Below are 22,102 nucleotides of genomic sequence, written 5' to 3'. Positions count from 1 at the left end.
GTCGAAGATTCCAGCTCAGGATGGGTCTGAGGTCAAGACACCATGGCGGGTTGAAGCTGTTTTTGCCAAGTTGTTAAGCTCTCCAGAGCGCGATCGCGATATTTGCCATAGCGATCGCGCTTATTACGAATTCTTATGTCTAAACTGGGGATAATGCCAAAGTTAGGAGGCATCGGTTGAAAATGCTTGGGGCTAGCGGAGGTGACAAAACCAATCAAAGACCCCATCATCGTCTCATTCGGTGGAGAGACAGGCTCCAATCCCAAGGCCACCCGGGCGGCATTGGTTCCAGCGAGCCAGCCCCCAGCAGCGGCGGCGGTATAGCCTTCGGTGCCGATGAGTTGACCTGCCGCCAGCAGCGTGGGCCGTTGATGGAACTGAAGCGTCGGCTGAAGCAACTCAGGGGAGTTAATAAAGGTATTGCGGTGCATAACTCCCATGCGGACAAATTCCGCTTCTTCTAAGCCAGGAATCAGGCGAAATACTCGTTTCTGTTCTCCCCAACGCAGGTTGGTTTGGAATCCCACCATATTCCAGAGTTGGCCGGCTTTATCTTCCTGGCGTAATTGCACCACAGCATAAAACCGTTCCGGCGATCGCGGATCCCGCAGTCCCACGGGTTTAAGGGGACCATAGCGCATGGTATCTTCCCCCCGTTTGGCCATCTCCTCAATGGGAAGACAGCCCTCAAAAAACTTAGCGGTTTCCCGCTCAAAGTCTTTGACCTCCGCCTGTTCCGCCTCACAGAGCGTCTGCCAAAAGGCGAGATACTGCTCTTGAGTCATAGGACAGTTGAAATAGTCCGCGTCCCCTTTGTCGTAGCGGGAAGCGCGAAAAGCAATCTCAGTATTAATAGACTCCCCCACCACAATGGGACTGGCCGCATCAAAGAAACTCATATATTGGCTGCCCGTAAACCGTTGCAGGTCATCCGCCAGGGCTTCACTGGTGAGCGGGCCCGTCGCCAAGACGACAATTTCATCTTCGGGGATGCGCTGAACTTCCTGCCGTTCCAGCTCAATCAGGGGATGCTGAGCGAGGGTTTGGGTCAAATCCCGACTAAACACACCGCGATCGACAGCCAAGGCCCCACCCGCTGGCACATGATGCTCATCGGCTTTGCCAATCACCACCGATCCCAAACGGCGCAGTTCTTCGTGAAGCAATCCTGAGGCGCGATCGCTCGCTTTAGCCCCAAATGAGTTACTACAGACCAATTCCGCCAGTTCCTGAGAATGATGAGCCGGCGACTGACGCAGGGGACGCATTTCCTGAAGTACCACAGGAACCCCCCATTGAGCCACCTGCCAAGCGGCCTCAGTTCCCGCAAGTCCACCACCAATCACTCGTACCGTCCGCATAATTGATACCTCAAACAATGACTACAAATTTATCCTCACCCCAGAAAAACGCCCCCCTCTTGCCTCTTCCCCCCTCCTCTTCCCCCCTCCTCTTCCCCCCTCCTCTTCCTCTGTGTCCTCTGTGCCTCTGTGGTAACCCGATTGCCTTCCCCCTAAGACAACGCCTGAGTCAACATCTGCGGGACCGGAAGCAAGATCAACGCCAACAGAAATAGACTGATTAGGCCAAGAACATCCCGTTTATTATCTAACTCACTGACGTCATTAAGGGCAGGACTATCCCGTAGGGGAATCAGGAATAGCAGAATTGCCCATAATAAGAGTTCTGGATGCAGGAGGGCCAACAGGAGGATCAGGATACGGCTAATTTGTCCGATAGCCAGGGCCGTGCGTCGCCCAAACATAGCATGAACCATCTGTCCCCCATCTAAGCGGCCAATGGGCATCAGAGTGAAGGCACTCAGAATTATGCCAAGATAGCCAACGATCGCCACAGGCTGTAATTCAATGGCTTGGGAGGGATCTAGGGAGCCGGGGAGTAACAAGGCACTACAGAGGGACAGAAGCAGGGAAAACGTCGGAATTAGTTCTTGGAAGTTTAGAATCCCCGAGGCCTCCGAGGCTGGAACCAGTTGGGATTGGGAGAGTCCCCACAATAAAAGGGGGAAACTGACTAAAAGGGTCAGTAACGGACCGACGATACTGGTGTCAAAGAGGACTTTCCGGTTAGGAATGGGAGAGCGAATCCGCAGAAAAGCTCCTAAAGTTCCCAAGAACATGGGAAAGGGGATGAAGTAGGGGAGACTGGTTTCTAGTTGATGTCGACGGGCGATCGCATAGCGTCCTAATTCCCGAATCCCTAAAACTCCCAGCAGAGAACAGGCATAGGGGAGTCCTTGGAGTAATAGGCGGGGATCGGCTTGCCAGCGATCGCTCTCGATGCCGGCCAGTTCAACGCCGACGGTGGTGCTGGTGAAGAGGGTAATCAGGAACAGTCCTAGGGCAATAGCGGGTTGTTCAGTTGGATCGCTCTCGGCGGACTGGGTGTGTTGTTTGGGGTTAGGGGCGAGGACAAATAAGGGTTTCTGGTTTTCCCCTTCTTGGAGGACGACCAAGAAGCGATCGCCAAATTTTTGTTCGATGTTATCCCGTATGGTGCGATAGGCCCGATCTGGGGTCGTACGTAGTTGACCCCGGCAAATGACAGCTTGAGGTCGATATTCTAGTTGATGTAAGGCATACACAGACCAGTTGAAGCAATTTCGCAATTGTGTTTCTTCCCCAGGGGCAATGGGCCGCAGTTGCTCTTTAAGGGGGGTTAGGGATGAGGAGAGTTCTGGGGCTGTAACCCTTGTCTTTGCCTGCTCCTCTGGTGTAGTCCGTCCTCGGTAGAGGAGCCAGAGATAGAGGATAAAGCAACCGGTCATCAGTGCGATCGCCCCCCAAGCCGGAACACCTCCATCTTCTGGGGTCGCTTCAGCCCAGATAATCAAGACTACAGCCGGAGTCATCATCACCAACCACAACAACCACACTGGGGTTCGCGTGATGTTGGCAACGCTCCGCTGCAAGATAATGTAGGTAATCAGTCCAAGGATCAGCAGTAACCAAAAAGTCATCACGTATGTCTAAAGAACCCCGCATTGTCCGATCAAATATTTTTGCCTTTCCCCCCAATCGGCAAACCCTGGGCGGAACGGCCTACCTTATTGTAGAAAAAGATGGCAACATCCTGATTGATACTCCCCCGTCAACCCCTGAAACTCAGGACTTTTTAGGGGGTCAGGGGGGGGTGCGATCGCTCTTTATTACCCATCGCGATAGTATTGGGGAGGCAACTAAGTTTCAGCAACGCAGTGGCTGTCAGCTTATCATTCAGGAACAAGAAGCCTATCTGCTGCCCGAGGCACAGGTCACGTCATTTCACCACGAAATTCAGATATCTCCCCAAATTCAGGGAATTTGGACACCGGGACAGACCCCCGGTTCCGCCTGTCTCTATTACGCTCAGCAGGGGGGAATTTTATTTACAGGTCGTCATCTTTTGCCCAATGCTCAGGGGGAGTTGGTGCCCCTACGCACAGCGAAAACCTTTCATTGGCGCCGACAATTGCGGAGTGTCGCCCAGTTGCGCGATCGCTTTTCCCCAGAGACGTTATCTCTGATCTGTCCAGGGGCCAGTACGGGCTTCCTGCGAGGTCAACGGGGGATTGAGGCCGCCTATCGTCAACTAGCGGCCTTAGATTTACAGGCCTATGAAACAGCCCCAGCGCTACTCTAGCTGAGGCCCTTAAAATAAAAACCCCACAGCATGTGTGGGGTTTCATGAATGTGAGGGTCAGCCAGCCAAAAACTGACCCAAAATACCCTTCCTAGAAGGAGAACGTGGTACGCAGAACACCAACGAAAGCATCGTCAGCATTTTGGTTACCTTGAGGCGCACTCAACCAAATCAATCCAGGGGTGATGGAAATGTTGTCGTTGAGTTGATAGCGGTAGAAGGCTTCAATGTGAACGGGGGTATCATCCGCACCAGAACCACGAGAGCTGCTGCCATTGAAGCCACCCACGTAAGGTTCCACACCTGCCATCAGTCCGAGGAGGTTACCCTGTCCACCAAAATCGGGGAGAGCCAACCCTAGACCGTAGTACCAGATCTCAGCACTATCTTTACCCGTAGCACGAGAGTTAGCGTTGGTGTAACCGCCAAAGGCATTGATGGCGAAGCTATCAGAAACCTGGAAGGCCGCAGAGAGACCGTAGGAGTTGGCATAGAGCGCCGCCGCATCCCCAAAAGGCTGGACACTCCGGGTGGTTCCAGGGCCAAGACCGAAGATGTCATTACCCGCACCAGCGCCGTTGAAGAAGGCGTGGTTATAGGTTAAACCCAGTTGGAAATCGCCAGAATCAAAGGTCAACTGACTCATGATGGAGTAGTTACCGTTGAATAAGCCCTCTTTGCGGTTGGGGCTGAAGGCATCAGCGGCGAAGTAACCAGCAGACAACATGATGCTGTCGGTCAGGTCAATGGTCATACCGACACCCGTTGCATCCGTCCCGATTTTGTAGATGGGGTTGGATTCAGCAAAGCTGGTCAGAGCATTTTCACCACCGGTGAACCCTTCGAGGTAGGGGCTAATGGTGGGAATGAAGTCCTGCCAGAGACCCCCAGAAGCGGGGAGATAGACTTGAACGTTATCACCGAGGGGGAAGTAGTAAGCGAGCCAGCCGATGTCAACACCACCACCGTTGTCGAAGTTGTGGGTGAGGACCCCTTGGTCAAGGTTGTTGAAGGTGGCCGCGTTACCGGAATCAAGACGAGTCCAGAGTTGGTCACGTCCGCTGAAGCTGGAGACGAAGCCTAGACGAACCCGGTTATGGAAGACGGTTTGGTTGTCGTCCACACCCACGTTTCCGCCACCGAAGGCATCAGCGATGGCGAAGACCGCTTCCCCTTCCAGTTTGGTGGTGGTGGAGAATTGGTTCGCTTCGAGTTCAGAGACGCGAGCTTCTAGTCCGTCCACGCGACCCCGTAGGGTAGCTAGTTCGGCGGCGAACTCTTCTTGCAGACGACGAATGGTCGCCAAGTCGCCGGGGTCAATGTCATCCCCGCCACCGACAATTGCCACAATCTGATCCAAACAGGCGTTCAGACCGGCGGCAAATTCATAACGGGTCATGAAGTTGTTGCCACGGAAAGTCCCGTCGGGGTAACCGGCGATACAACCATAGCGCTCAACCAAGGACTGGAGGGCTTGGAATGCCCAGTCCGTCGGTTGCACGTCTGTTAGCTGCGACACTGAGGTCACCTGGTCAAGCGAGACAACTCCCGAGTTGCCGTTGTCTTGACGAAGTCTTTGATTCTCGTTGGCTTCAATGAAGTCACCCACGGAAAGCTGTTTGCTGCCAAAGTCAGTATCAGCCAGTTGGTCAGCTTTCACGGAGCTGACACCGGCGTCAACCGCTGCCTCTTTAGCTTGAGCCGGAGCATTGATGCCCCAGAACGCCGCCATGAGCGGGCTGAACAGCAGAATCTGCCATGTTAGTTTACGCATCTTCCCTCACACCTTAAAACACAGGAACTTTGAATTTCGCGAAAAGCAGCCGACGGCTGTTCACACATTTAACCATCTATAGTGCGATCGCGGCTACAAAAAATATGTAGCCTAGGCCACAAAAAATCAAGGTGATCGCAAAAATTGGCTGAAACGGGTGTCATTCCGAGTCTGGGTGAACAGCAGTGTCAGAGCCACTTCCCCCCATTATAGTTCGGGGATATCGATTTCGACAGGTTGCTCAAATTTTTTTAAGTCTGAGCCTACTGACCTTAGGGAGAGCTAGGACGGCTTAAGAGGTCTGAATCACTTTTTTAGCGTTTTTTTGCAGCAACAAGCCGTATTCTAGTCCTTCCACAACCGCTTGATAGGAGGCATCAATAATATTGGCGGAGACTCCCACGGTTGTCCAGCGATCATGACCGTTGGTGGATTCGAGTAGCACGCGGGTTTTAGCTGAGGTACCTGACTGGCTATCTAAAATACGGACTTTATAGTCAACAAGATGACATTCAGCAATGGCGGGAAACTGGTTCACCAGGGCTTTTCGCAAAGCAGCATCCAGGGCAGAGACGGGGCCATTGCCTTCGGCAGCTTGCAGGCTGTCTTGACCATTAACGGCGACTTTGACCGTAGCCAGGGCGTTACTGTCTTCATGTCCACCGGCTTGGGTACAGTGAACTTGGAAGCCTTTGACGTCAAAGAACCGTTCTCGCTGGCCCAAGGCTTCCCGTACCAGTAAGTCAAAACTGGCTTCGGCGGCTTCAAATTGATAGCCTTCATGTTCGAGTCCCTTGAGGCGATCGAGAATTTCACGGCTGGCGGGATCGGTTTTATCAAGGTTGATGCCAAAGTTGCGGGCCTTGGCCAGAACGTTACTCAGTCCCGATTGATCGGAGATGACGATACGCCGCTGGTTGCCCACGGCTTCGGGACGGATATGCTCATAGGTGAGGGGATTGCGCTGTACGGCGCTGACATGGATGCCCCCTTTATGGGCAAAGGCGGAACGGCCAACAAAGGCGGCGCGATCGTTGGGAGCGAGGTTGACCACTTCACTGACAAAACGGCTGGTTTCCGTCAGTTGCGCCAGTTGGTCGTCGTCCAGGCAGTGATAGCCCAGTTTAAGTTGTAGGTTGGCGATCGCCGAGCAAAGATTGGCATTGCCGCAGCGTTCCCCATAGCCGTTAATGGTTCCTTGGACCATGGTGGCCCCGCCTAACACCGCCGCCACGGCGTTGGCCACCGCCATTTCACTGTCATTGTGGGTATGAATCCCCAGGGGAACGGACTCACCCAGTTCAGCTATCACCTCGGAGACAATCTGGGTCACTTCATGGGGCAGGGTTCCGCCATTGGTGTCGCAGAGGGTTAACCATTCTGCACCCGCATCGGCAGCAGCTTTTAGGGTTTTCAGGGCATAACTCGGGTTCAGTTTATAGCCATCAAACCAATGTTCGGCATCATAGATAATCCGCCGTCCCTGGCTACGGAAATACTCGATGGTGTCCTGAATCATGGCCAGGTTTTCCTCCAGGCTGGTGTTTAAGCCTTCGGTGACATGGAGGTCCCAGGACTTGCCAAAGAGGGTAATCCAGCCTGTCCCGGCTGCCAAAATCGGTTGTAGCATCGGGTCATCGGCGGCGGTGCGTCCGGGCCGACGGGTCGAACAAAAGGCCACCACTTCTGCTTGAGTGAGGGGCTGTTCCTTGAGTTGCCAGAAAAACTTAACATCTTTGGGATTAGCACCGGGCCAACCGCCCTCAATAAAGGGAACTCCGAGGCGATCGAGTTGATGGGCAATGCGGAGTTTATCCTCTAGGGACAGAGATAGCCCTTCACATTGGGCGCCATCGCGCAGGGTTGTGTCATAGATTGAGAGGCGTTTGGCAGTCATGGCTGGCAAGAAATTCTGGGTAGTTTTGAGTTCACCGTTCCCAAATTTTAACGTGAGGCTGTGATCGAGCCGCCAAGTTGTCACAATAGGTATAGGAGTCACCAGAAAAACGCCATCGTTTGGGTCAATTGCTATGCCAACTGTTTTTGCTGCCGGGAAAACCATCGAGTGCGATCGCGGGGCCAATCTACGTGATCTGCTTCTGCGCCAGGGGATTGCTCTGTACAATGGCAAAGCCTCGTTGATTAATTGTCGGGGGATTGGGTCTTGTGGCACTTGTGCTGTTGCGGTTGAGGGCGAGGTGTCTGAGGCCAATTGGCGCGATCGCACCCGGCGATCACTGCCCCCCCATGAGCGTCAGCGATCCCTCCGTTTAGCCTGTCAAACCCAAGTTCTCGGAGATGTCCGGGTGACGAAATTTGACGGCTTCTGGGGCCAGGGAACAATCCCGGTTTGGACCTCAGATTGTCAACCTCAGTAGTCTCTGAATAACCTTGCAACGTATTATTCAGGTTGTGTTGGGAGTCCTGTTGGCCATGGGCATCCTCTCCTGGCTGGTGCAGGCGGGGATTTTAGATCAGTCATCCCCCCCCAGTGAGTTGCCGTCTCCAGAGGATATCCCAGAGGCGGTTCCCTTTAATCCAGCCACCCCCACGCCGACCCCAACCCCCACGCCGACCCCAACCCCCACGCCGACCCCAACCCCCACGCCGACCCCAACCCCCGCACCGACCCCTGATGCTCGTCCTGTTCCTGCCCTTTGGTAAATCCGCTCATCCTTCCCAGTTAAGATTATGACCCGTGAAATTTTAATTATTGGTGGCGGTGTGATGGGTTTGTCCATCGCCGTCGAACTGACATTACGGGGGGCCCAGGTCACCGTGATTAGTCGAGATAGCCAACAAGCTGCAAGTCAGGCGGCGGGAGGGATGTTAGCCCCTCAGGCTGAGAACTTATCCCCGGGGCCAATGTTGGAGTTATGTTTACAGTCGCGATCGCTCTATCGAGACTGGACTCAGAAACTGGAGAATCTCTCGGGACTAGCCACCGGCTACTGGCCCTGTGGGATTCTGGCCCCGGTGTATGAAACCCCTAAACTGTCTCCCATCTCCGATGCCGGTTCCTCCCTGTGGCTTGAGGCGGAGGCCTTACAGCATTATCAACCGGGCTTAGGGGCAGATGTGGTCGGGGCTTGGTGGTATCCCGAAGATGCTCAAGTGGATAATCGGGCCTTGATGCGATCGCTCCTCGGGGCCGTGGAGGCCCTAGGAATTACCTTAAAAGAGGGATTAACCGTCGAGGCGATCGCCCAAGAAGGGACTCGCATTCGGGGCGTGCAAACCCAAGCGGGACAATTCAGCGCCGATCACTACGTCCTAGCCGCAGGCTCCTGGTCCAGTCAACTGCTGCCCCTACCTCTTAAACCCATTAAAGGTCAAATGGTCTCCGTCCGGGCCCCGCAAGTCAACGGAGAATTGCCCCTACGGCGTGTCCTCTATGGTCCCAATACCTACATTATCCCCCGGGGTCATGGTCAAATTGTCATCGGTGCCACCTCCGAGGATGTGGGATTTGTCCCCGGAACCACCCCAGCCGGAGTGCGATCGCTCCTCAATCGAGCCATCCGCCTCTATCCCGCCCTCCAAGACTATCCCATCGAAGAAATTTGGTCAGGATTCCGCCCCGGGACCCCCGACGAACTCCCCATCCTAGGAGACAGTTACTGTGACAACCTGACCCTAGCCACCGGTCATTACCGCAACGGCATTCTCCTAGCCCCCATTACCGCCAAACTCATCGCCGATCTCATCTGTGATAACCAGCGCGATCCCCTCCTTGACCCCTTCGCCTGGAATCGTTCCCAACTGTCCCCATCGTCCCCGAACTCGACCATGCTGACCCATGCTCGCCCCCCCGCGCCCCAACCCCCACAACCCCCTGTACCTCCCAACCTCAGCGAGGCCGATCCCCTCCTAATTGCCGGCCGCTCCTTCCAATCCCGGTTGATGACCGGCAGCGGCAAATACAATGACTTTGAGACCATGCGCGGTAGCATCGCCGCTAGTGGTTGCGACATTGTCACCGTGGCCGTGCGTCGGGTCCAAACCAACGCTCCCGGCCATGAAGGGTTAGCCGAGGCCTTGAATTGGTCGAAGATTTGGATGTTACCCAACACCGCAGGCTGTAAAACCGCCGAAGAGGCCATCCGCGTAGCGCGATTGGGACGGGAAATGGCCAAACTTTTGGGACAAGAGGATAACAACTTCATCAAACTAGAGGTCATCCCTGATCCCACTTATCTCCTCCCCGATCCCATTGGAACTCTCGACGCCGCTGAACAACTGGTTAAAGAGGGGTTCGCCGTCCTCCCCTATATCAATGCCGACCCCATGTTAGCCAAACGCCTGGAAGAGGTGGGCTGTGCCACAGTCATGCCTTTGGGGTCTCCCATTGGGTCAGGACAAGGGATTCAGACGGCGGCAAATATTCGTATCATTATCGAAAATGCCAAGGTTCCCGTTGTGGTGGATGCCGGGATTGGGACTCCCAGTGAAGCGGCTTTGGCCATGGAACTCGGGGCTGATGCCGTTTTGATTAATTCGGCGATCGCCCTGGCGCGAAACCCCGTCGCCATGGGCCAGGCGATGGGGATGGCCGTCAACGCCGGACGCTTGGCCTACCATGCCGGACGAATTCCCATTCAAGCCCTGGCCAGCGCCAGTTCCCCCCTAACCGGAACCATCTCCAGCTAACGGAAACGATGCATCGAACCACGACGACCCCCTAGGTTTTAGCCAATCTCCTGAAATCAGAGGGGCTGAAATCTGAGATATAATCAGTGCAACTTTGTCAAGGGAGGATTTTTAATGTTCGACATCGCCGAAACACGCACCTCAGTGGCGGTTCTTCTCTCTTGGATTCTCTTTGCCGTCACCCTGGTTCCGGGGGGCTTCCTGGGCTATGTGTTGCGCCGTAATGGGATTTGGATTGGCGTAGGACTCTGGGGACTCAGCCTACTGCTGCCCTTCCCCACCCCCGAACTCGCCGCCATCTCCCATCGAGGCTTCACAGGACTGGCCACGGGGACCATTCTCGGCTATCTTGGCTTAATGTGGCGACAACGCCAAGCCAGTGAGGAGTAAGGTTTCCCATCTTCCATTATTTATCTAAGGTCGTGCCTAATGTCAGAAGCAAATGGTGTCATGATGCAGTATTTCCATTGGTACACCCCCGCCGATGGAACGTTGTGGAATCAAGTTGCCCGCCATGCAAAAGACCTTGCAGAAGCCGGAATTACCGCATTATGGTTGCCCCCAGCCTATAAAGCAACCGGGGGAGCCAACGATGTGGGCTACGGAGTTTATGATTTATTTGACCTCGGGGAATTTGAGCAGAAGGGCTCAGTTCGCACCAAATATGGGACTAAAGATGAGTACATTAAAGCCATTGAGGTAGCTCAGTCTGCTGGACTTCATATTTATGCTGACGTGGTGTTTAACCACAAATTAGGGGCAGATCACAAAGAGGAATTTACCGCCACCCCCTGCGACCCTCACAATCGCCATGATCCTATTGGAGAGGCGCAAACCATTCAGGCTTGGACTCATTTTACGTTTCCCGGTCGTCAAGGTCAGTATTCGGAATTAGAATGGCATTGGTGGCATTTCACGGCGGCGGACTACAATGCCTTTGATGAAGACTTTGAGGCTGTTTATCTATTTGATGGTAAAACCTTTGACGATGAGGTTGACCTAGAAAAAGGAACCTTTGACTACCTGATGGGCTGCGATTTGGATATGAGTAGCGCTGATGTTCAGCAGGAGCTGAAGTATTGGGGGGAATGGTATGTCAAAACAACTCACGTCGATGGCTTTCGCTTTGATGCCGTGAAACATGTCAAGGCAGGCTTTTTCCCTCAATGGCTCAGTCATGTGCGTCATCACGCGGGGCGGCGCTTGTTTGCCGTCGGTGAATATTGGTCAGGAAACATTGAGGCCTTACACTATTTTATTGAGGTGACTGGCGGTGATGTAATGCTCTTTGATGCTCCCCTTCATTACAATTTTAGTGATGCTAGTAAGCAGGGGGATGCATATGATTTACGACAGATTTTTGACAAGAGTTTAGTACAGGAACAGCCAGCACTGGCGGTGACGCTGGTTGATAACCATGATTCCCAGCCATTGCAGTCATTAGAATCGGTAGTGGAGGGATGGTTTAAGCCGTTAGCCTATGCTCTGATTTTATTGCGGCGGGATGGCTACCCTTGTGTGTTTATGGCGGATTATTATGGTGCTCACTATAAGGATGTGGGTCAGGATGGTCAGGAGTATGAGATTTGGTTAGACAGTCATCAATGGTTGATTGATAAGTTTCTTTGGGCCCGTCGTGCCTATGCCTACGGCGACCAGTATGATTATTTTGACCACCCCAATACTATCGGTTGGACTCGTTTGGGGGATGAGGCTCATCCTGGAGGATTAGCGGTGGTGTTGAGTAATGGAGAGGCGGGGAGTAAGTTTATGGAAGTGGGTCAGGCTAACATGACCTATGTGGATGTGACGGAACATATTGCGGAACCGGTGGTGACGAATGATGAGGGATGGGCCGAGTTTTCCTGTGAGGCGGGGTCGGTATCTGTTTGGGTTCCTCATCCGTCTTAAGAAGCCTGGATTGTTCCCGATAGGGTTTCGCAGGAGTTCAGGAGACCTCAAGGGTGGCTGGATGTCTCCTGAGCAAAAATGGTAATTCCCACGCGGTTAATATGCTCTGTTAAATTTGGCTCATCAATGCTGTTGTAATCGATGACATCGAAGAAATAAGGGAAAGGATAGTCTTCATTCAGTCGGTCCGCCAGTCGATAAATCGTTGCATGGGTGACATGGTCTCCCTTGATGGCTAAATCCACATCAGACCCCGGTTTGTGGTTTCCCTTGGCCCGAGAACCGAATAAAATAACTTCTGTAATTTCTGGGAACTGGGCTATGGCCGCTCGCATTTGGGTTAAATCTTGGTCACTAAGTCCATACTTCATGGTTGCTCCTGTTCTAATTTGGTCTCAAATGTATCGTGAAGATGTTTGAGGAGGGGGAAATACTGATGACGGATGCGTTCTTCAACGGCGATTGCGGTTTTCTCGTTGTAGGTATGTGCCATCAAATTTCGGTCTTGCAAGGCTTCAATCCACTGATGTCCATCGCTGATAATCTCTGCCTGGAAAGCCTGCTTTAGGGTTTCTCTAGGGGTTTTAACCGTAAATCCCTCTAGTTCTTGGTAGTCTTTTAGAAGCTTCCAGGATAATTCAAATGCCATTTCAAAAAATTGAATCATTCCGGCTCGCTCAACTAAGGATGGGGATTCAATGGTTAGGGCATTCTCAAGCAGCAGGAACGCTCGTTTAAAGTTGGAAAATCGTTGCATCCAACGAATATCTGGCTCTCTCATCTTACCCCACGAGTTTCTGTTGTAGTTCGGCTTTAATCTGACTCAAGATTGAGGTTTCATCTAAGGAATCGAGGATTTGCTGAACCACGACTTTGGGTCCTTCGGGGCCCCACGAGGCTCCATTGGCTAGATAGGTTTTGGCGACCTGTCCGATCGCATAGGTGGAGACTCCAGCGACACTGGCTTGGGTGATGGCCACGGAAACATAGCCACCGAAGGCGACCCCCCCCGTGACGGGAGTGGCGACCCCTAATAGGCTTTTTAAGCCACTTAAGCCTAAATTGGCTAGGAGTTCACTGGCACTAATTCCCCCCATACTCAAGGCGATTTTTTGTAAGAGGTCGATCGCCCCGGTTTGGGTCATGGGAATCCCATAGAGTCGTGAGAGGGACAGTAATAAGACGACATCTACGGTGGCGGCGGTGAGAATATCCACCACGGTCACGGGATTGAGGGCGATCGCCAGGGCCTTTGCCATAACCCCATTCCAGATGAGTCGGTTGGCCTGGCGATCGCGAATCTCCATCTTGCGCTGCACCACTTGCTCATTCACTTCGTCGGCATAGAGCATACTGTTGAGGGCCACCAAAGATTTCCCCTCTCGCTGGAGAATCTCTAGGATTTTTAGTTTCAACTCCTGAACTTGGGGGAGTCCCGGTTCCATCACCACCCCCCGACGTCCATCGGCCTTCTCGACGAGGGTGGGGGTTAGGGGAGAGGCGGCGGCCATGACAATGCGATCGCTCGTCAGCAGTTGTCGCACTCGCTCATTGCGGACTTGGTCATAAACGGCTTGGCGATCGGCATCAGGATATTGGTCAATCTTATTGAACACCAACAATAGAGGTTTGCCCGCCTCGCGAATCTCTGAGAGGGCATCATATTCAACCTGAGTAATATCTCCAGAAATGACAAATAAGATTAAATCAGCTCGTTTGGCGATTTGATGGGCTAATTCTGCCCGAGTCTGACCATGGACTTCATCTAACCCCGGGGTATCGACTAATTCCACCCGCGCCGTTCCCACCGTCGGTAATGACACCTGTAAGACATCCTCAATTCCCTCGCCGACAGCACTGCGGGTTAGAGTCCAGTCGACACTTTGTTGCGATCGCGTCACCCCATGCAGGGGCCCAGTTTCAAACACCGGCTGTCCCACCAGGGCATTTAACAGGGAGGATTTTCCCCGGCCGACCATACCGAAGGCCGCAATCTGCACCACATCGGATTCTAACTTGTCCAACATGGTCTCCAAGCCCTCGATTTCCGTTTCCAAGCCAGTCCGTTCTCGCTCGGAGAGGTCTAACCGTTCCACGAGGTCATGTAATGCTGTCTTCGCCCGTTTATAGTTGAGTTCTGACTGAATATCGGCAAAACTAAAGATGGCTTCATCCAGTTCGCGTTCAAAATTTGAAGAACGGGGGTTAGGCATAGAAAACGAAAGACAGATAACAGTGACGTAACAACAAGCTCCTTAGAGAACGTCAGCGGGGGACTCACGATCCAAGGGTCCCCCATTCAGCGTCCAATTCATGCCACCCCTAAGAGGCCCGAGTGAGCATTGAGAGGTCAGCCGCACCAAAGTTGGTACTTAGGGCCACTTGCAGATTTTCCAAGGATTCTATCAACCAGCGCACCGCCTCGCGGGTACTTTGGTCGTAATGGTCAAAGAGAATGGAAAAGCGTTTTTCCAAATAGGGACGGACTTTGCGACAAATTAAGAGAATCTTCAGCAACAGGGCCATGACAAAGGTGGGGCCGATGTTGGAGAGCAGGTCGATGAGAACATAATGGTTAGGATTTTGAGGACTTTCAACAACGAGGAAGTTTAGCAGTTGGCTACAGGTCCGCACCACTAAGAAGTCTGTGGGCTTCTGGTCATCACATTGGGGCAGGGTATTCATTAAATGCTGGTAGAGCTTGTCGTAAAACAGGCGTCTGCCATAGTCTTCATCAACGGTGGTAATGAGATACTCAAATAGGTCTTCCTTAAATTGCCGATAGGTACGGGTTTGGCTGGTATGGGTGCGGAAGGTCTGGGCTAAATCCTTATAGGTATAGGAGCCCTCAGCTCGCCCAGAAAACTGTTTGACGGCCACATACAGTTCGCGATCGCCCAACAACGTGGGGTTTCGCACGGGTTGAATAATACGGGGATTTTTCAGGAGTTTAGGATTTTGTCGCGCTAGTTGGGCCCGTTTGACCTTATAGGCGACATATTTGGACAAATGCACCTCATATTGCTTTTGTCGATGAGCCTGTAGCTTCTGAACGGTCTGTTGATGCTCGTAGCTACTGCCTTCTCCCAACAACGAGTGAGAATACAGATAGGGATAGCGACCAATCAAGCTTCCTAGAGGTCGCTGTTCCGGGGGTTTGTCGCTGTCCCTACTGCGATCGACGACCTGGACTAACCGTTGCAGGGTTATATACTCGTCGCTGCTCTTAAACTGGGTTAGCAGGTTCTGAATGCGCCGAGACTCTCGGGATTGCATTCGCCGCTCCCCCGAGGCGCTAATGAGATTCACCAACTCCGGGATGGCGGGCTGATGCTTGGTCTCCATCTGCCAATGGTTGATGAGAATATGGCAGCAGCGGTTGAGAACACTATTGAATTCGTCTTCTGCCTGGTCCAACGCTACAATACTTTGGATAATCGAGGCAATTTCTGGATCGGGGTAGCCCGAACCCTGGACAAACAGGGTTCTGAAGCGTTCAAGCAACCGTTCTGGCGCTTCGACCTTTACTAAATCAAGCAGATGATCGTACAATGCCTGCTCTGCTAGATACAGATCGTTGGATTTAGCCATGTTTTATGTAGCCCCCCTTGAACCTCAGTAGTAGGCTCAGATCGGCTCCCTACTCCAAGTCAACTATCGAAACAGATTTACACTATCAGTCAGAGCCGCTCGTTTTCAGTCGCATACACCCTAGATATCATCTCAATTGATTCTTCTGAGGGCAGTGCTGGGTTCAAGTCCAGTGTGAACCGAGTTAGCGCCGGCGGAGTCAACGCCCCAGGGCTTTTGCTCTGTGGGCTGTGTTCCCGAGATGCCAAGGTTCCACCCATGTTACGTCTCAACGGTCTGTTGAGACCACACGCCTCATCTTAATGATACAATATCAAACTTGGATTTGTTAAGCAGCCCCGACCCTTGAACCAGTTTTTTGAGTATTACACCCAGGCCATCTGCCCCGATACTGGAGCTAGAGCGGGAGTGTTCCGGACGCCCCACGGTATTGTTGAAACGCCACGGTTCATGCCGGTGGGAACTCTGGCCAACGTCAAAACCGTGACCCCCGACCAGCTCCGAGGAACTGGGGCACAGATGGTTCTGGCGAATACCTACCATCTGCATTTGCAGCCCGGAGAAGATATTGTGGCCGAAGCGGGTGGCTTACATCGTTTTATGGGCTGGGATGGGCCGATGCTTACGGACTCTGGCGGTTTCCAGGTGTTTAGCCTGAGCCAGATGCGCACAATTACAGAGGAAGGGGTGACCTTTCGCTCTCCTCGGGATGGGGCGCGGATTAATTTAACCCCGGAACGCTCGATTGAGATTCAAAATGCCTTGGGTGCTGATGTCATCATGGCGTTTGATGAATGTCCTCCTTACCCCGCCAGCCGGGAGGCGGTAGAGTTGGCCACGGCACGAACGGAACGCTGGTTGAAACGCTGTATTGACCACCATCGTAAGAGTTCTCAGGCACAACGGCAAGCCCTGTTTGGCATTGTCCAGGGGGGGGTTTACCCGGATTTACGGGCCCAGGCGGCGGCATCCTTGCAAAAGCTGGATTTACCGGGCTATGCCATTGGTGGGGTGAGTGTGGGGGAACCGCCGGAGTTGATTGAGGCGATTGTTAAGGCGACCACACCTCTGCTTCCTGAGCATAAGCCGCGCTATCTGATGGGGGTGGGAACCTATCGGGAAATGGCTCAGGCGATCGCCTCAGGGATTGATTTGTTTGATTGTGTGATTCCCACTCGTTTGGGCCGACATGGGGCGGCGTTTGTGAGGGGGGAACGCTGGAATCTCAAAAATGCTCGCTTTCGCCGGGATTACGCCCCCCTTGATGAGGAATGCCCTTGTTACACCTGTCAGAACTTCTCCCGCGCCTATTTGTCTCATTTGGTGCGATCGCAGGAATTGTTGGCTTATACTCTCCTGTCAATTCACAACATCACGGAGTTGATTCGCTTCACCCAGCGGATTCGCCAGTCTATCCTCGATGGCTGTTTTGCTCAGGAATTTGCGGCTTGGCTCAAACCGGCTCCTTAATCCATGGGTTGGGCCGGCACTTAACTTAAATTAACATTTTGGGTCAATTCAACGCCTTATGTTAATATTTGTTTGAATTATGAGAAAACTCGAGCGATAAAAGGATTTTAACCCAATGGACGCAGCTCTGTTCTTAGCTAAACTTCCGGAAGCCTATCAAATCTTCAACCCCTTAGTGGATGTTCTGCCTTTGATTCCGCTGTTTTTCTTGTTATTGGCGTTCGTCTGGCAAGCCGCTGTGGGTTTCCGTTAAGTCCCCTGGGAACCAAAACCGGCTCGCTGTTGATTTGGCCTGTGTCGCTGACATGGGCTTTTTTAGGGGCAAGAGGCAAGAGGCAAGAGGCAAGAGGCAAGGGGCAAGAGGCAAGAGGCAAGAGGCAAGAGGCAAGAGGCAAGAGGCAAGAGGCAAGAGGCAAGAGGCAAGAGGCGGGAGGGGGAAGACGGGAATTGGGAACTGGGAGGGTTGCAATTGGCCCGGAAGTCCCTAAAATTTTCTCAATCACTCTTGCAAGACATCGGTATTGGCGATGCGGGGAGACCTGTGAAACTGACGTTAGACTTTAAACCCTTGAAACGGCTGGGTTGGCCCTACCGGCTTTTGGGGATTGCCCTCATGACTCTGTGTTTGCTGGTGGGCCTCAATGGGCGATCGCCCCAGGCAATGGCCCTGAATGTGGAGGCGGGAAGCTGGACTGGGGCTTCGTTTCCGGTAGAGAATTTTCAGGCCTATACCTCCCCCTTTGGCTTCCGTACCTCACCGACGGGGGGGCGTGGCTATGAGTTCCATTCTGGCTTGGATATTGCAGCCCCAGAGGGGAGTTATATCCGCAGTTGGTGGGGGGGATCTGTCGTTGAAGTTATTAATGACCAGGGCTGTGGTGTGGGACTGGTGATTGAGTCCGGGGATTGGGAGCATATCTACTGCCACTTGAGTGGACAGGTTCAGACGATTCAGGGCCGCCCAACTCTGATCGATCGCCAAGGAGGGCTCCAAGTCTCTGAAGGGCAAACGATTCCCTCGGCGGCTCGTATTGGGCGCGTGGGGATGAGTGGGCGCACGACGGGACCTCATTTACATTGGGGCCTGCGCTATGGCGATCGCTGGGTTGATCCAGCCCTGGTGTTGCGGGCCATGCACCGCGATCGCTAACGAGAGGGTTGAGGGCCGTCCCCGGTGGCGACCCCCATCTGACTCGGGATATTAAATCGAGGCTACTGTCTCGACGGTGTTGGCCAATTTCGTTTCTGGGACTTTGGCATGTTCGGCAACAATGCGTCGGAAGTTCTCCCCGTCGATTTCTTCTTTTTCAATCAAGATTTCTACGAGCACATCCATGAGGGCGCGATTTTCTTGGAGAATCTGACAGGCTTCTTCATAGCAGCGTTGCGCCAGCGATCGCACATGACGGTCAATTTGTGTGGCCATCTCCTCAGAATGCTCTGAGCTGGGCATCAACTCTCGTCCTAGAAATACTTCATGATTAGGACTTTCCAAGGCCACCGGTCCTAGCTCCGACATCCCATAAAGGGTCACCATATTGCGAGCCAGGGTGGATACCACTTTCAGATCGCTGGCTGCACCAACGGTCACCTCAGCATCGCCAAATACTACCTGTTCAGCGGCCCGTCCTCCTAAAGCAAGGACAATCCGGTCAATCATCCGAGCACGGGTCTCTAAACCACTATCCAACATATCTTCACTATAGATTTGTTGGGCAAAGCCGCCCACCCCCCCAGACCGTGGCACAATGGTCACTTTATTCAAGGGATCGGAGTTCTTCAACAGGGTCATCAACAGGGCATGACCCACCTCATGATAGGCAATGATGCGCTTTTTCTTACTATCGAGTAGGGGTTGTAACTTCAGACCGACGGTGATTCGATCAATGGCATCCTCAATTTCTGATTCCCCAATGGCCGGCTTGCGACGACGGGCCGTGAGAATCGCTGCCTCGTTGAGCAAGTTGGCCAAATCCGCCCCGGAAAATCCTGGGGTGCGACGGGCGATTTTCTCTAAGGAAATGTCATCCCCAAGCTTCTTGTTGCGGGCGTGAACCTCCAAAATCCCCAGTCGTCCGTTATAGGTGGGTAGGCTCACACTGACCTGACGGTCAAAGCGTCCGGGCCGCAAGAGGGCAGCATCGAGGACATCAGGGCGGTTGGTGGCGGCGATGACGATGACGCCACTATTGCCCTCAAAGCCATCCATCTCCGTCAGGAGTTGGTTGAGGGTTTGCTCCCGTTCATCATTACCGCCGCCAATCCCGGTTCCCCGTTGTCGGCCCACGGCGTCGATTTCATCGATGAAGATGAGACAGGGGGCATTTTCTTTGGCTTTGCGAAAGAGATCTCGCACCCGCGATGCCCCTACCCCGACAAACATCTCGACAAACTCAGACCCGGAAATACTGAAGAAGGGGACTCCGGCTTCTCCGGAAATGGCTCGGGCTAGAAGCGTTTTACCGGTTCCGGGAGCGCCCACCAGTAATAAGCCTCGGGGAATGCGGGCACCAATGGCGGTGAATTTTTCCGGCTGTTTGAGGAAGGTGACCACTTCTTGAAGTTCTTCTTTGGCTTCCTCAATCCCGGCAACGTCATCAAAGACAACCCCCGTTTTGGACTCCATGTGAAAGCGAGCGCGGGATTTGCCAAAACTGAGGGCGTTATTGCCGGACTGGCTGGAGCGACGAATAATCAGCATTAAGCCGCCGATGAGCAAGAAGATAATCATCAACTGGCCCAACATCCCTACGGCAAAACTGTTATCGGGGGTCGGGTTGATTTCGACTTCAACATCGGGGTTGTTGCGCAGCAAACTCATTAAGTCCGGGTTCTCTTCAAAAATCCGAACCTCTTGCAGGTCGTCGGCCCCTTCTAGGCGCACCTGGGCGGTTTGGCGGGCGGGATCGAGTTCGATTCGTTCGACTTGACCGCTACGCACCCGTTCGAGCAACTCACTGTAGGACAAGCCGTTATTTTGATGTTGGGCTAGGACGGGACTCGCCATCAGAGCTTGTAGGATGGCCCAGGTCGCCGCGATCGCCTTCACCCGGGCTAGGGGTCGTTTAGAGGAGGAATCAGACCGTGGGCTACGGCTGAAGCGGGGACGAAGCCGAGGGAATGTCCGTTGACGAGTCATAGTTGGCGAGTCTCGGTGAGTAAAATGCTACGTTTAGTTTAGCTCATTTGATTTATGGTGGGGGGTCGGGAGGGGGCGATCGCCCCGGTTCTCAGACCAAGCAACCCCAAGACTCAGGTAATAGTTAGCCTCGGGGTTCTTGGGGGGTCTTGGGGAGGGCTGTCTCGGGGGTTATTTGAGTTTAGCCAATTTTTTCTCCCGTTGCTTTTGTTTCTGTTTCTCCCGTTTCGCTTTCTTTTTGCGCTCCTCTTCCAGGCGCTTGGCTTCTAAATCAGCTTTGCGATGAGCCTCTTCTTTTTTCTCTAGGTAGTAGTCATAGTTCCCGTTGTACAGTAATAGTTCGCCATTGTGGACTTCGACAATTTTGTTGGCGACTTGGGAGATGAAATAACGGTCGTGGGAAACGATGAGAACTGTGCCGTCATAGTCAATTAGGGCATTCTCTAGCATTTCTTTGGCGGGAATATCCAAGTGATTGGTCGGCTCATCTAAGACCATCAAGTTCACGGGCCGCAGCAACATTTTAGCAAGTGCTAGCCGTGCTTTTTCGCCACCACTGAGGGCGAATACGGGTTTAAAGACGGTTTCTCCACTAAAGAGAAATTGACCGAGAAGGGTGCGGACTTCTTCGTTTTTCCAGGTGGGAACCTCATCGTGAATAATGTCAATCACTTTACGATTGAGGTCGAGGGCTTCGGCTTGGTTTTGTTCAAAGTAGCCGGGAATAACATTGTGTTTTCCCAGACTGACTCGACCATCGATGGGCTGTTCAATGCCCATGATGAGACGCAATAGGGTTGATTTACCGCAGCCGTTGGGTCCAAGGAAGGCAATGCGATCGCCCCGTTCAATCTCTAAATTCGCACCGAGGAAGAGTAACTCCTCACCGTCATAGCTATAACTCAAGTCCTCAATGGTCACCACATCTCGACCACTGCGAGGGGCTTCGGGAAACTGAAATTTCAGGGTTTTGACCCGGCCCACAGGAGCATCGATTCGCTCAACTTTGTCCAGTTGTTTTTCCCGGCTTTTGGCTTGGGTACTGCGAGTGGCGCTGGCCCGGAACCGTTCGATATAGGCCTGCTGTTTTTCGATTTCCTTTTGTTGCCGCTCGTAGGTGGATTGTAGGGTGTTGAGGTTTTCGGCTTTCTGTTGTAGGTAGGCGCTGTAGTTGCCTAGGTAGGTGGTGGAAATGCCCCGTTCGGTTTCGACGATTTGGGTGCAGAGGCGATCGAGGAATTGGCGATCGTGGGAGACGATCACCATGGGGGTGTTAATGCCTTTGAGATAGGTCTCTAGCCATTCGATGGTTTCGAGATCGAGGTGGTTGGTGGGTTCGTCGAGGAGGAGGAGATCGGGGTCTTGCAGGAGGATTTTCCCTAAACTCATCCGCATCTGCCAACCGCCGCTAAAATCGCTGACGAGGCGATCGCCGTCGCTGGGATCGAAGCCGACTTCTGGGAGGATTTTCTCGATTTGGGCTTCTAGGCTGTAGCCGTCGAGGGCTTCAAATTGTCGTTGTAGGCCATCGAGGTCATGGATGAGTTGTTCGAGTTCGTCGGGATCGGCTGTTCCCATGGCCTCGGTGACCTCATGCAGTTGATGTTGAAGCGCATTGGCTTCTTCAAATACCGTCCAAAACTCGGCCCGGACGGTTCGGGTGGGTTCAACTTCAAATTCTTGGGTGAGGTAGGCAATTTTCAGGCTGGCGGGCCGCACGACTTCACCGGCAGTGGGTTCCATTTCCCCGGCGACAATCCGCAGTTGGGTCGATTTCCCGGCACCATTGGCCCCGACGAGTCCAATCCGATCGCCGGGTTTGACTTCCCAGGTGACATTCTTGAGAACTTCAATTCCACCGGGATAAATTTTCTTGATGTTTTCGAGTCGGAGCATAAAAACCTTAATCTACGATCGCAGGAGGA

19 protein-coding genes and 1 pseudogene are annotated in these 22,102 nt (G+C 53.1%); 10 read left to right on the top strand and 10 right to left on the bottom strand.

The window, feature by feature from the left end; all coding sequences use genetic code 11:
• Positions 1-32: 32 nt before the first annotated feature.
• Positions 33-1,361, bottom strand: a complete 1,329-nt coding sequence (trmFO, locus tag NEA10_RS05915; protein ID WP_252664334.1) for an FADH(2)-oxidizing methylenetetrahydrofolate--tRNA-(uracil(54)-C(5))-methyltransferase TrmFO — start codon at positions 1,359-1,361, stop codon at positions 33-35.
• A 152-nt stretch (positions 1,362-1,513) separates the two neighbouring features.
• On the bottom strand, positions 1,514-2,980 hold the full coding sequence (locus tag NEA10_RS05910; RefSeq protein ID WP_252664332.1) for a site-2 protease family protein: 1,467 nt from the start codon (positions 2,978-2,980) through the stop codon (positions 1,514-1,516).
• A 5-nt stretch (positions 2,981-2,985) separates the two neighbouring features.
• On the opposite strand from NEA10_RS05910, the gene NEA10_RS05905 reads away from it, so the two are divergent.
• Positions 2,986-3,642: an MBL fold metallo-hydrolase gene (locus NEA10_RS05905; RefSeq protein WP_252664331.1), complete on the top strand. Its 657-nt coding sequence runs from the start codon at positions 2,986-2,988 to the stop codon at positions 3,640-3,642.
• 91 nt (positions 3,643-3,733) lie between these two features.
• Here NEA10_RS05905 and NEA10_RS05900 read toward each other — a convergent pair whose 3' ends face one another.
• Positions 3,734-5,416 (bottom strand): iron uptake porin, encoded by a 1,683-nt coding sequence (locus NEA10_RS05900; protein WP_252664330.1) that lies wholly within the window; start codon positions 5,414-5,416, stop codon positions 3,734-3,736.
• Between the two features lie 292 nt (positions 5,417-5,708).
• Entirely contained in the window at positions 5,709-7,313 is a 1,605-nt protein-coding gene (cimA, locus tag NEA10_RS05895; RefSeq protein WP_252664325.1) for a citramalate synthase, read from the bottom strand.
• Between the two features lie 133 nt (positions 7,314-7,446).
• On the opposite strand from cimA, the gene NEA10_RS05890 reads away from it, so the two are divergent.
• The 6 genes and pseudogenes from NEA10_RS05890 to NEA10_RS05865 all read left to right on the top strand — a co-directional run bounded on the left by NEA10_RS05890 (position 7,447) and on the right by NEA10_RS05865 (position 11,977).
• Positions 7,447-7,794, top strand: coding sequence for a 2Fe-2S iron-sulfur cluster-binding protein (locus tag NEA10_RS05890; RefSeq protein ID WP_252664324.1), 348 nt, complete (start codon positions 7,447-7,449; stop codon positions 7,792-7,794).
• A gap of 13 nt (positions 7,795-7,807) precedes the next feature.
• A complete protein-coding gene (locus NEA10_RS05885) occupies positions 7,808-8,080 on the top strand; it encodes a hypothetical protein (RefSeq protein WP_252664322.1) in 273 nt (90 codons plus the stop codon).
• Positions 8,081-8,107: 27 nt separating this feature from the next.
• Positions 8,108-9,073, top strand: a pseudogene (gene thiO, locus NEA10_RS21075) (glycine oxidase ThiO); the annotation flags it as partial.
• A 216-nt stretch (positions 9,074-9,289) separates the two neighbouring features.
• Positions 9,290-10,066 carry a thiazole synthase gene (locus NEA10_RS21070; protein WP_374111897.1) on the top strand — a complete coding sequence of 259 codons (777 nt, stop codon included), beginning with the start codon at positions 9,290-9,292 and terminating at the stop codon, positions 10,064-10,066.
• A 114-nt stretch (positions 10,067-10,180) separates the two neighbouring features.
• On the top strand, positions 10,181-10,456 hold the full coding sequence (locus NEA10_RS05870; protein WP_252664321.1) for a hypothetical protein: 276 nt from the start codon (positions 10,181-10,183) through the stop codon (positions 10,454-10,456).
• 39 nt (positions 10,457-10,495) lie between these two features.
• On the top strand, positions 10,496-11,977 hold the full coding sequence (locus NEA10_RS05865; protein WP_252664320.1) for an alpha-amylase: 1,482 nt from the start codon (positions 10,496-10,498) through the stop codon (positions 11,975-11,977).
• A gap of 47 nt (positions 11,978-12,024) precedes the next feature.
• On the opposite strand, the gene NEA10_RS05860 is transcribed toward NEA10_RS05865, so the two are convergent.
• From NEA10_RS05860 to NEA10_RS05845, 4 genes are all read right to left on the bottom strand, one after another.
• The gene (locus tag NEA10_RS05860) at positions 12,025-12,348 is read right to left on the bottom strand and encodes a nucleotidyltransferase family protein (protein ID WP_252664319.1); all 324 of its coding nucleotides are present in this window, start codon (positions 12,346-12,348) and stop codon (positions 12,025-12,027) included.
• Positions 12,345-12,734 carry a nucleotidyltransferase substrate binding protein gene (locus NEA10_RS05855; protein WP_252664318.1) on the bottom strand — a complete coding sequence of 130 codons (390 nt, stop codon included), beginning with the start codon at positions 12,732-12,734 and terminating at the stop codon, positions 12,345-12,347. The genes NEA10_RS05860 and NEA10_RS05855 overlap by 4 nt, the downstream gene beginning before the upstream one ends.
• 25 nt (positions 12,735-12,759) lie before the next feature.
• On the bottom strand, positions 12,760-14,190 hold the full coding sequence (locus tag NEA10_RS05850; protein ID WP_252664317.1) for a GTP-binding protein: 1,431 nt from the start codon (positions 14,188-14,190) through the stop codon (positions 12,760-12,762).
• Between the two features lie 109 nt (positions 14,191-14,299).
• Complete coding sequence (locus tag NEA10_RS05845) at positions 14,300-15,568, bottom strand: Sll1247 family protein (protein ID WP_252664315.1); 1,269 nt, start codon at positions 15,566-15,568, stop codon at positions 14,300-14,302.
• Positions 15,569-15,913: 345 nt separating this feature from the next.
• Here NEA10_RS05845 and tgt point away from each other — a divergent pair, with 345 nt between their 5' ends.
• From tgt to NEA10_RS05830, 3 genes are all read left to right on the top strand, one after another.
• The gene (gene tgt / locus NEA10_RS05840; RefSeq protein ID WP_252664313.1) at positions 15,914-17,038 is read left to right on the top strand and encodes a tRNA guanosine(34) transglycosylase Tgt; all 1,125 of its coding nucleotides are present in this window, start codon (positions 15,914-15,916) and stop codon (positions 17,036-17,038) included.
• Between the two features lie 115 nt (positions 17,039-17,153).
• Positions 17,154-17,291: a photosystem II reaction center protein K gene (locus tag NEA10_RS05835; protein ID WP_159786341.1), complete on the top strand. Its 138-nt coding sequence runs from the start codon at positions 17,154-17,156 to the stop codon at positions 17,289-17,291.
• Positions 17,292-17,579: 288 nt separating this feature from the next.
• On the top strand, positions 17,580-18,188 hold the full coding sequence (locus NEA10_RS05830; protein WP_445164665.1) for a M23 family metallopeptidase: 609 nt from the start codon (positions 17,580-17,582) through the stop codon (positions 18,186-18,188).
• A 51-nt stretch (positions 18,189-18,239) separates the two neighbouring features.
• On the opposite strand, the gene ftsH is transcribed toward NEA10_RS05830, so the two are convergent.
• Both ftsH and NEA10_RS05820 read right to left on the bottom strand, forming a co-directional pair.
• Positions 18,240-20,177 carry an ATP-dependent zinc metalloprotease FtsH gene (gene ftsH / locus NEA10_RS05825; protein ID WP_374111852.1) on the bottom strand — a complete coding sequence of 646 codons (1,938 nt, stop codon included), beginning with the start codon at positions 20,175-20,177 and terminating at the stop codon, positions 18,240-18,242.
• Between the two features lie 171 nt (positions 20,178-20,348).
• Entirely contained in the window at positions 20,349-22,073 is a 1,725-nt protein-coding gene (locus tag NEA10_RS05820; protein WP_252664309.1) for an ABC-F family ATP-binding cassette domain-containing protein, read from the bottom strand.
• Positions 22,074-22,102: the final 29 nt, after the last annotated feature.

The organism is Phormidium yuhuli AB48 (genome assembly GCF_023983615.1).
GTDB lineage: Bacteria > Cyanobacteriota > Cyanobacteriia > Cyanobacteriales > Geitlerinemataceae > Sodalinema > Sodalinema yuhuli.
Note: the sequence above shows the minus strand (reverse complement) of the source record. Positions and strands in the feature narration are given on the sequence as shown.

Coding starts and splice junctions, on each gene's coding strand:
- trmFO (WP_252664334.1), bottom strand. CDS start 1,361: ATGCGGACGGTACGAGTGATTGGTGGTGGACTTGCGGGAACTGAGGCC.
- NEA10_RS05910 (WP_252664332.1), bottom strand. CDS start 2,980: ATGACTTTTTGGTTACTGCTGATCCTTGGACTGATTACCTACATTATC.
- NEA10_RS05905 (WP_252664331.1), top strand. CDS start 2,986: ATGTCTAAAGAACCCCGCATTGTCCGATCAAATATTTTTGCCTTTCCC.
- NEA10_RS05900 (WP_252664330.1), bottom strand. CDS start 5,416: ATGCGTAAACTAACATGGCAGATTCTGCTGTTCAGCCCGCTCATGGCG.
- cimA (WP_252664325.1), bottom strand. CDS start 7,313: ATGACTGCCAAACGCCTCTCAATCTATGACACAACCCTGCGCGATGGC.
- NEA10_RS05890 (WP_252664324.1), top strand. CDS start 7,447: ATGCCAACTGTTTTTGCTGCCGGGAAAACCATCGAGTGCGATCGCGGG.
- NEA10_RS05870 (WP_252664321.1), top strand. CDS start 10,181: ATGTTCGACATCGCCGAAACACGCACCTCAGTGGCGGTTCTTCTCTCT.
- NEA10_RS05865 (WP_252664320.1), top strand. CDS start 10,496: ATGTCAGAAGCAAATGGTGTCATGATGCAGTATTTCCATTGGTACACC.
- NEA10_RS05860 (WP_252664319.1), bottom strand. CDS start 12,348: ATGAAGTATGGACTTAGTGACCAAGATTTAACCCAAATGCGAGCGGCC.
- NEA10_RS05855 (WP_252664318.1), bottom strand. CDS start 12,734: ATGCAACGATTTTCCAACTTTAAACGAGCGTTCCTGCTGCTTGAGAAT.
- NEA10_RS05850 (WP_252664317.1), bottom strand. CDS start 14,190: ATGCCTAACCCCCGTTCTTCAAATTTTGAACGCGAACTGGATGAAGCC.
- NEA10_RS05845 (WP_252664315.1), bottom strand. CDS start 15,568: ATGGCTAAATCCAACGATCTGTATCTAGCAGAGCAGGCATTGTACGAT.
- NEA10_RS05835 (WP_159786341.1), top strand. CDS start 17,154: ATGGACGCAGCTCTGTTCTTAGCTAAACTTCCGGAAGCCTATCAAATC.
- ftsH (WP_374111852.1), bottom strand. CDS start 20,177: ATGACTCGTCAACGGACATTCCCTCGGCTTCGTCCCCGCTTCAGCCGT.
- NEA10_RS05820 (WP_252664309.1), bottom strand. CDS start 22,073: ATGCTCCGACTCGAAAACATCAAGAAAATTTATCCCGGTGGAATTGAA.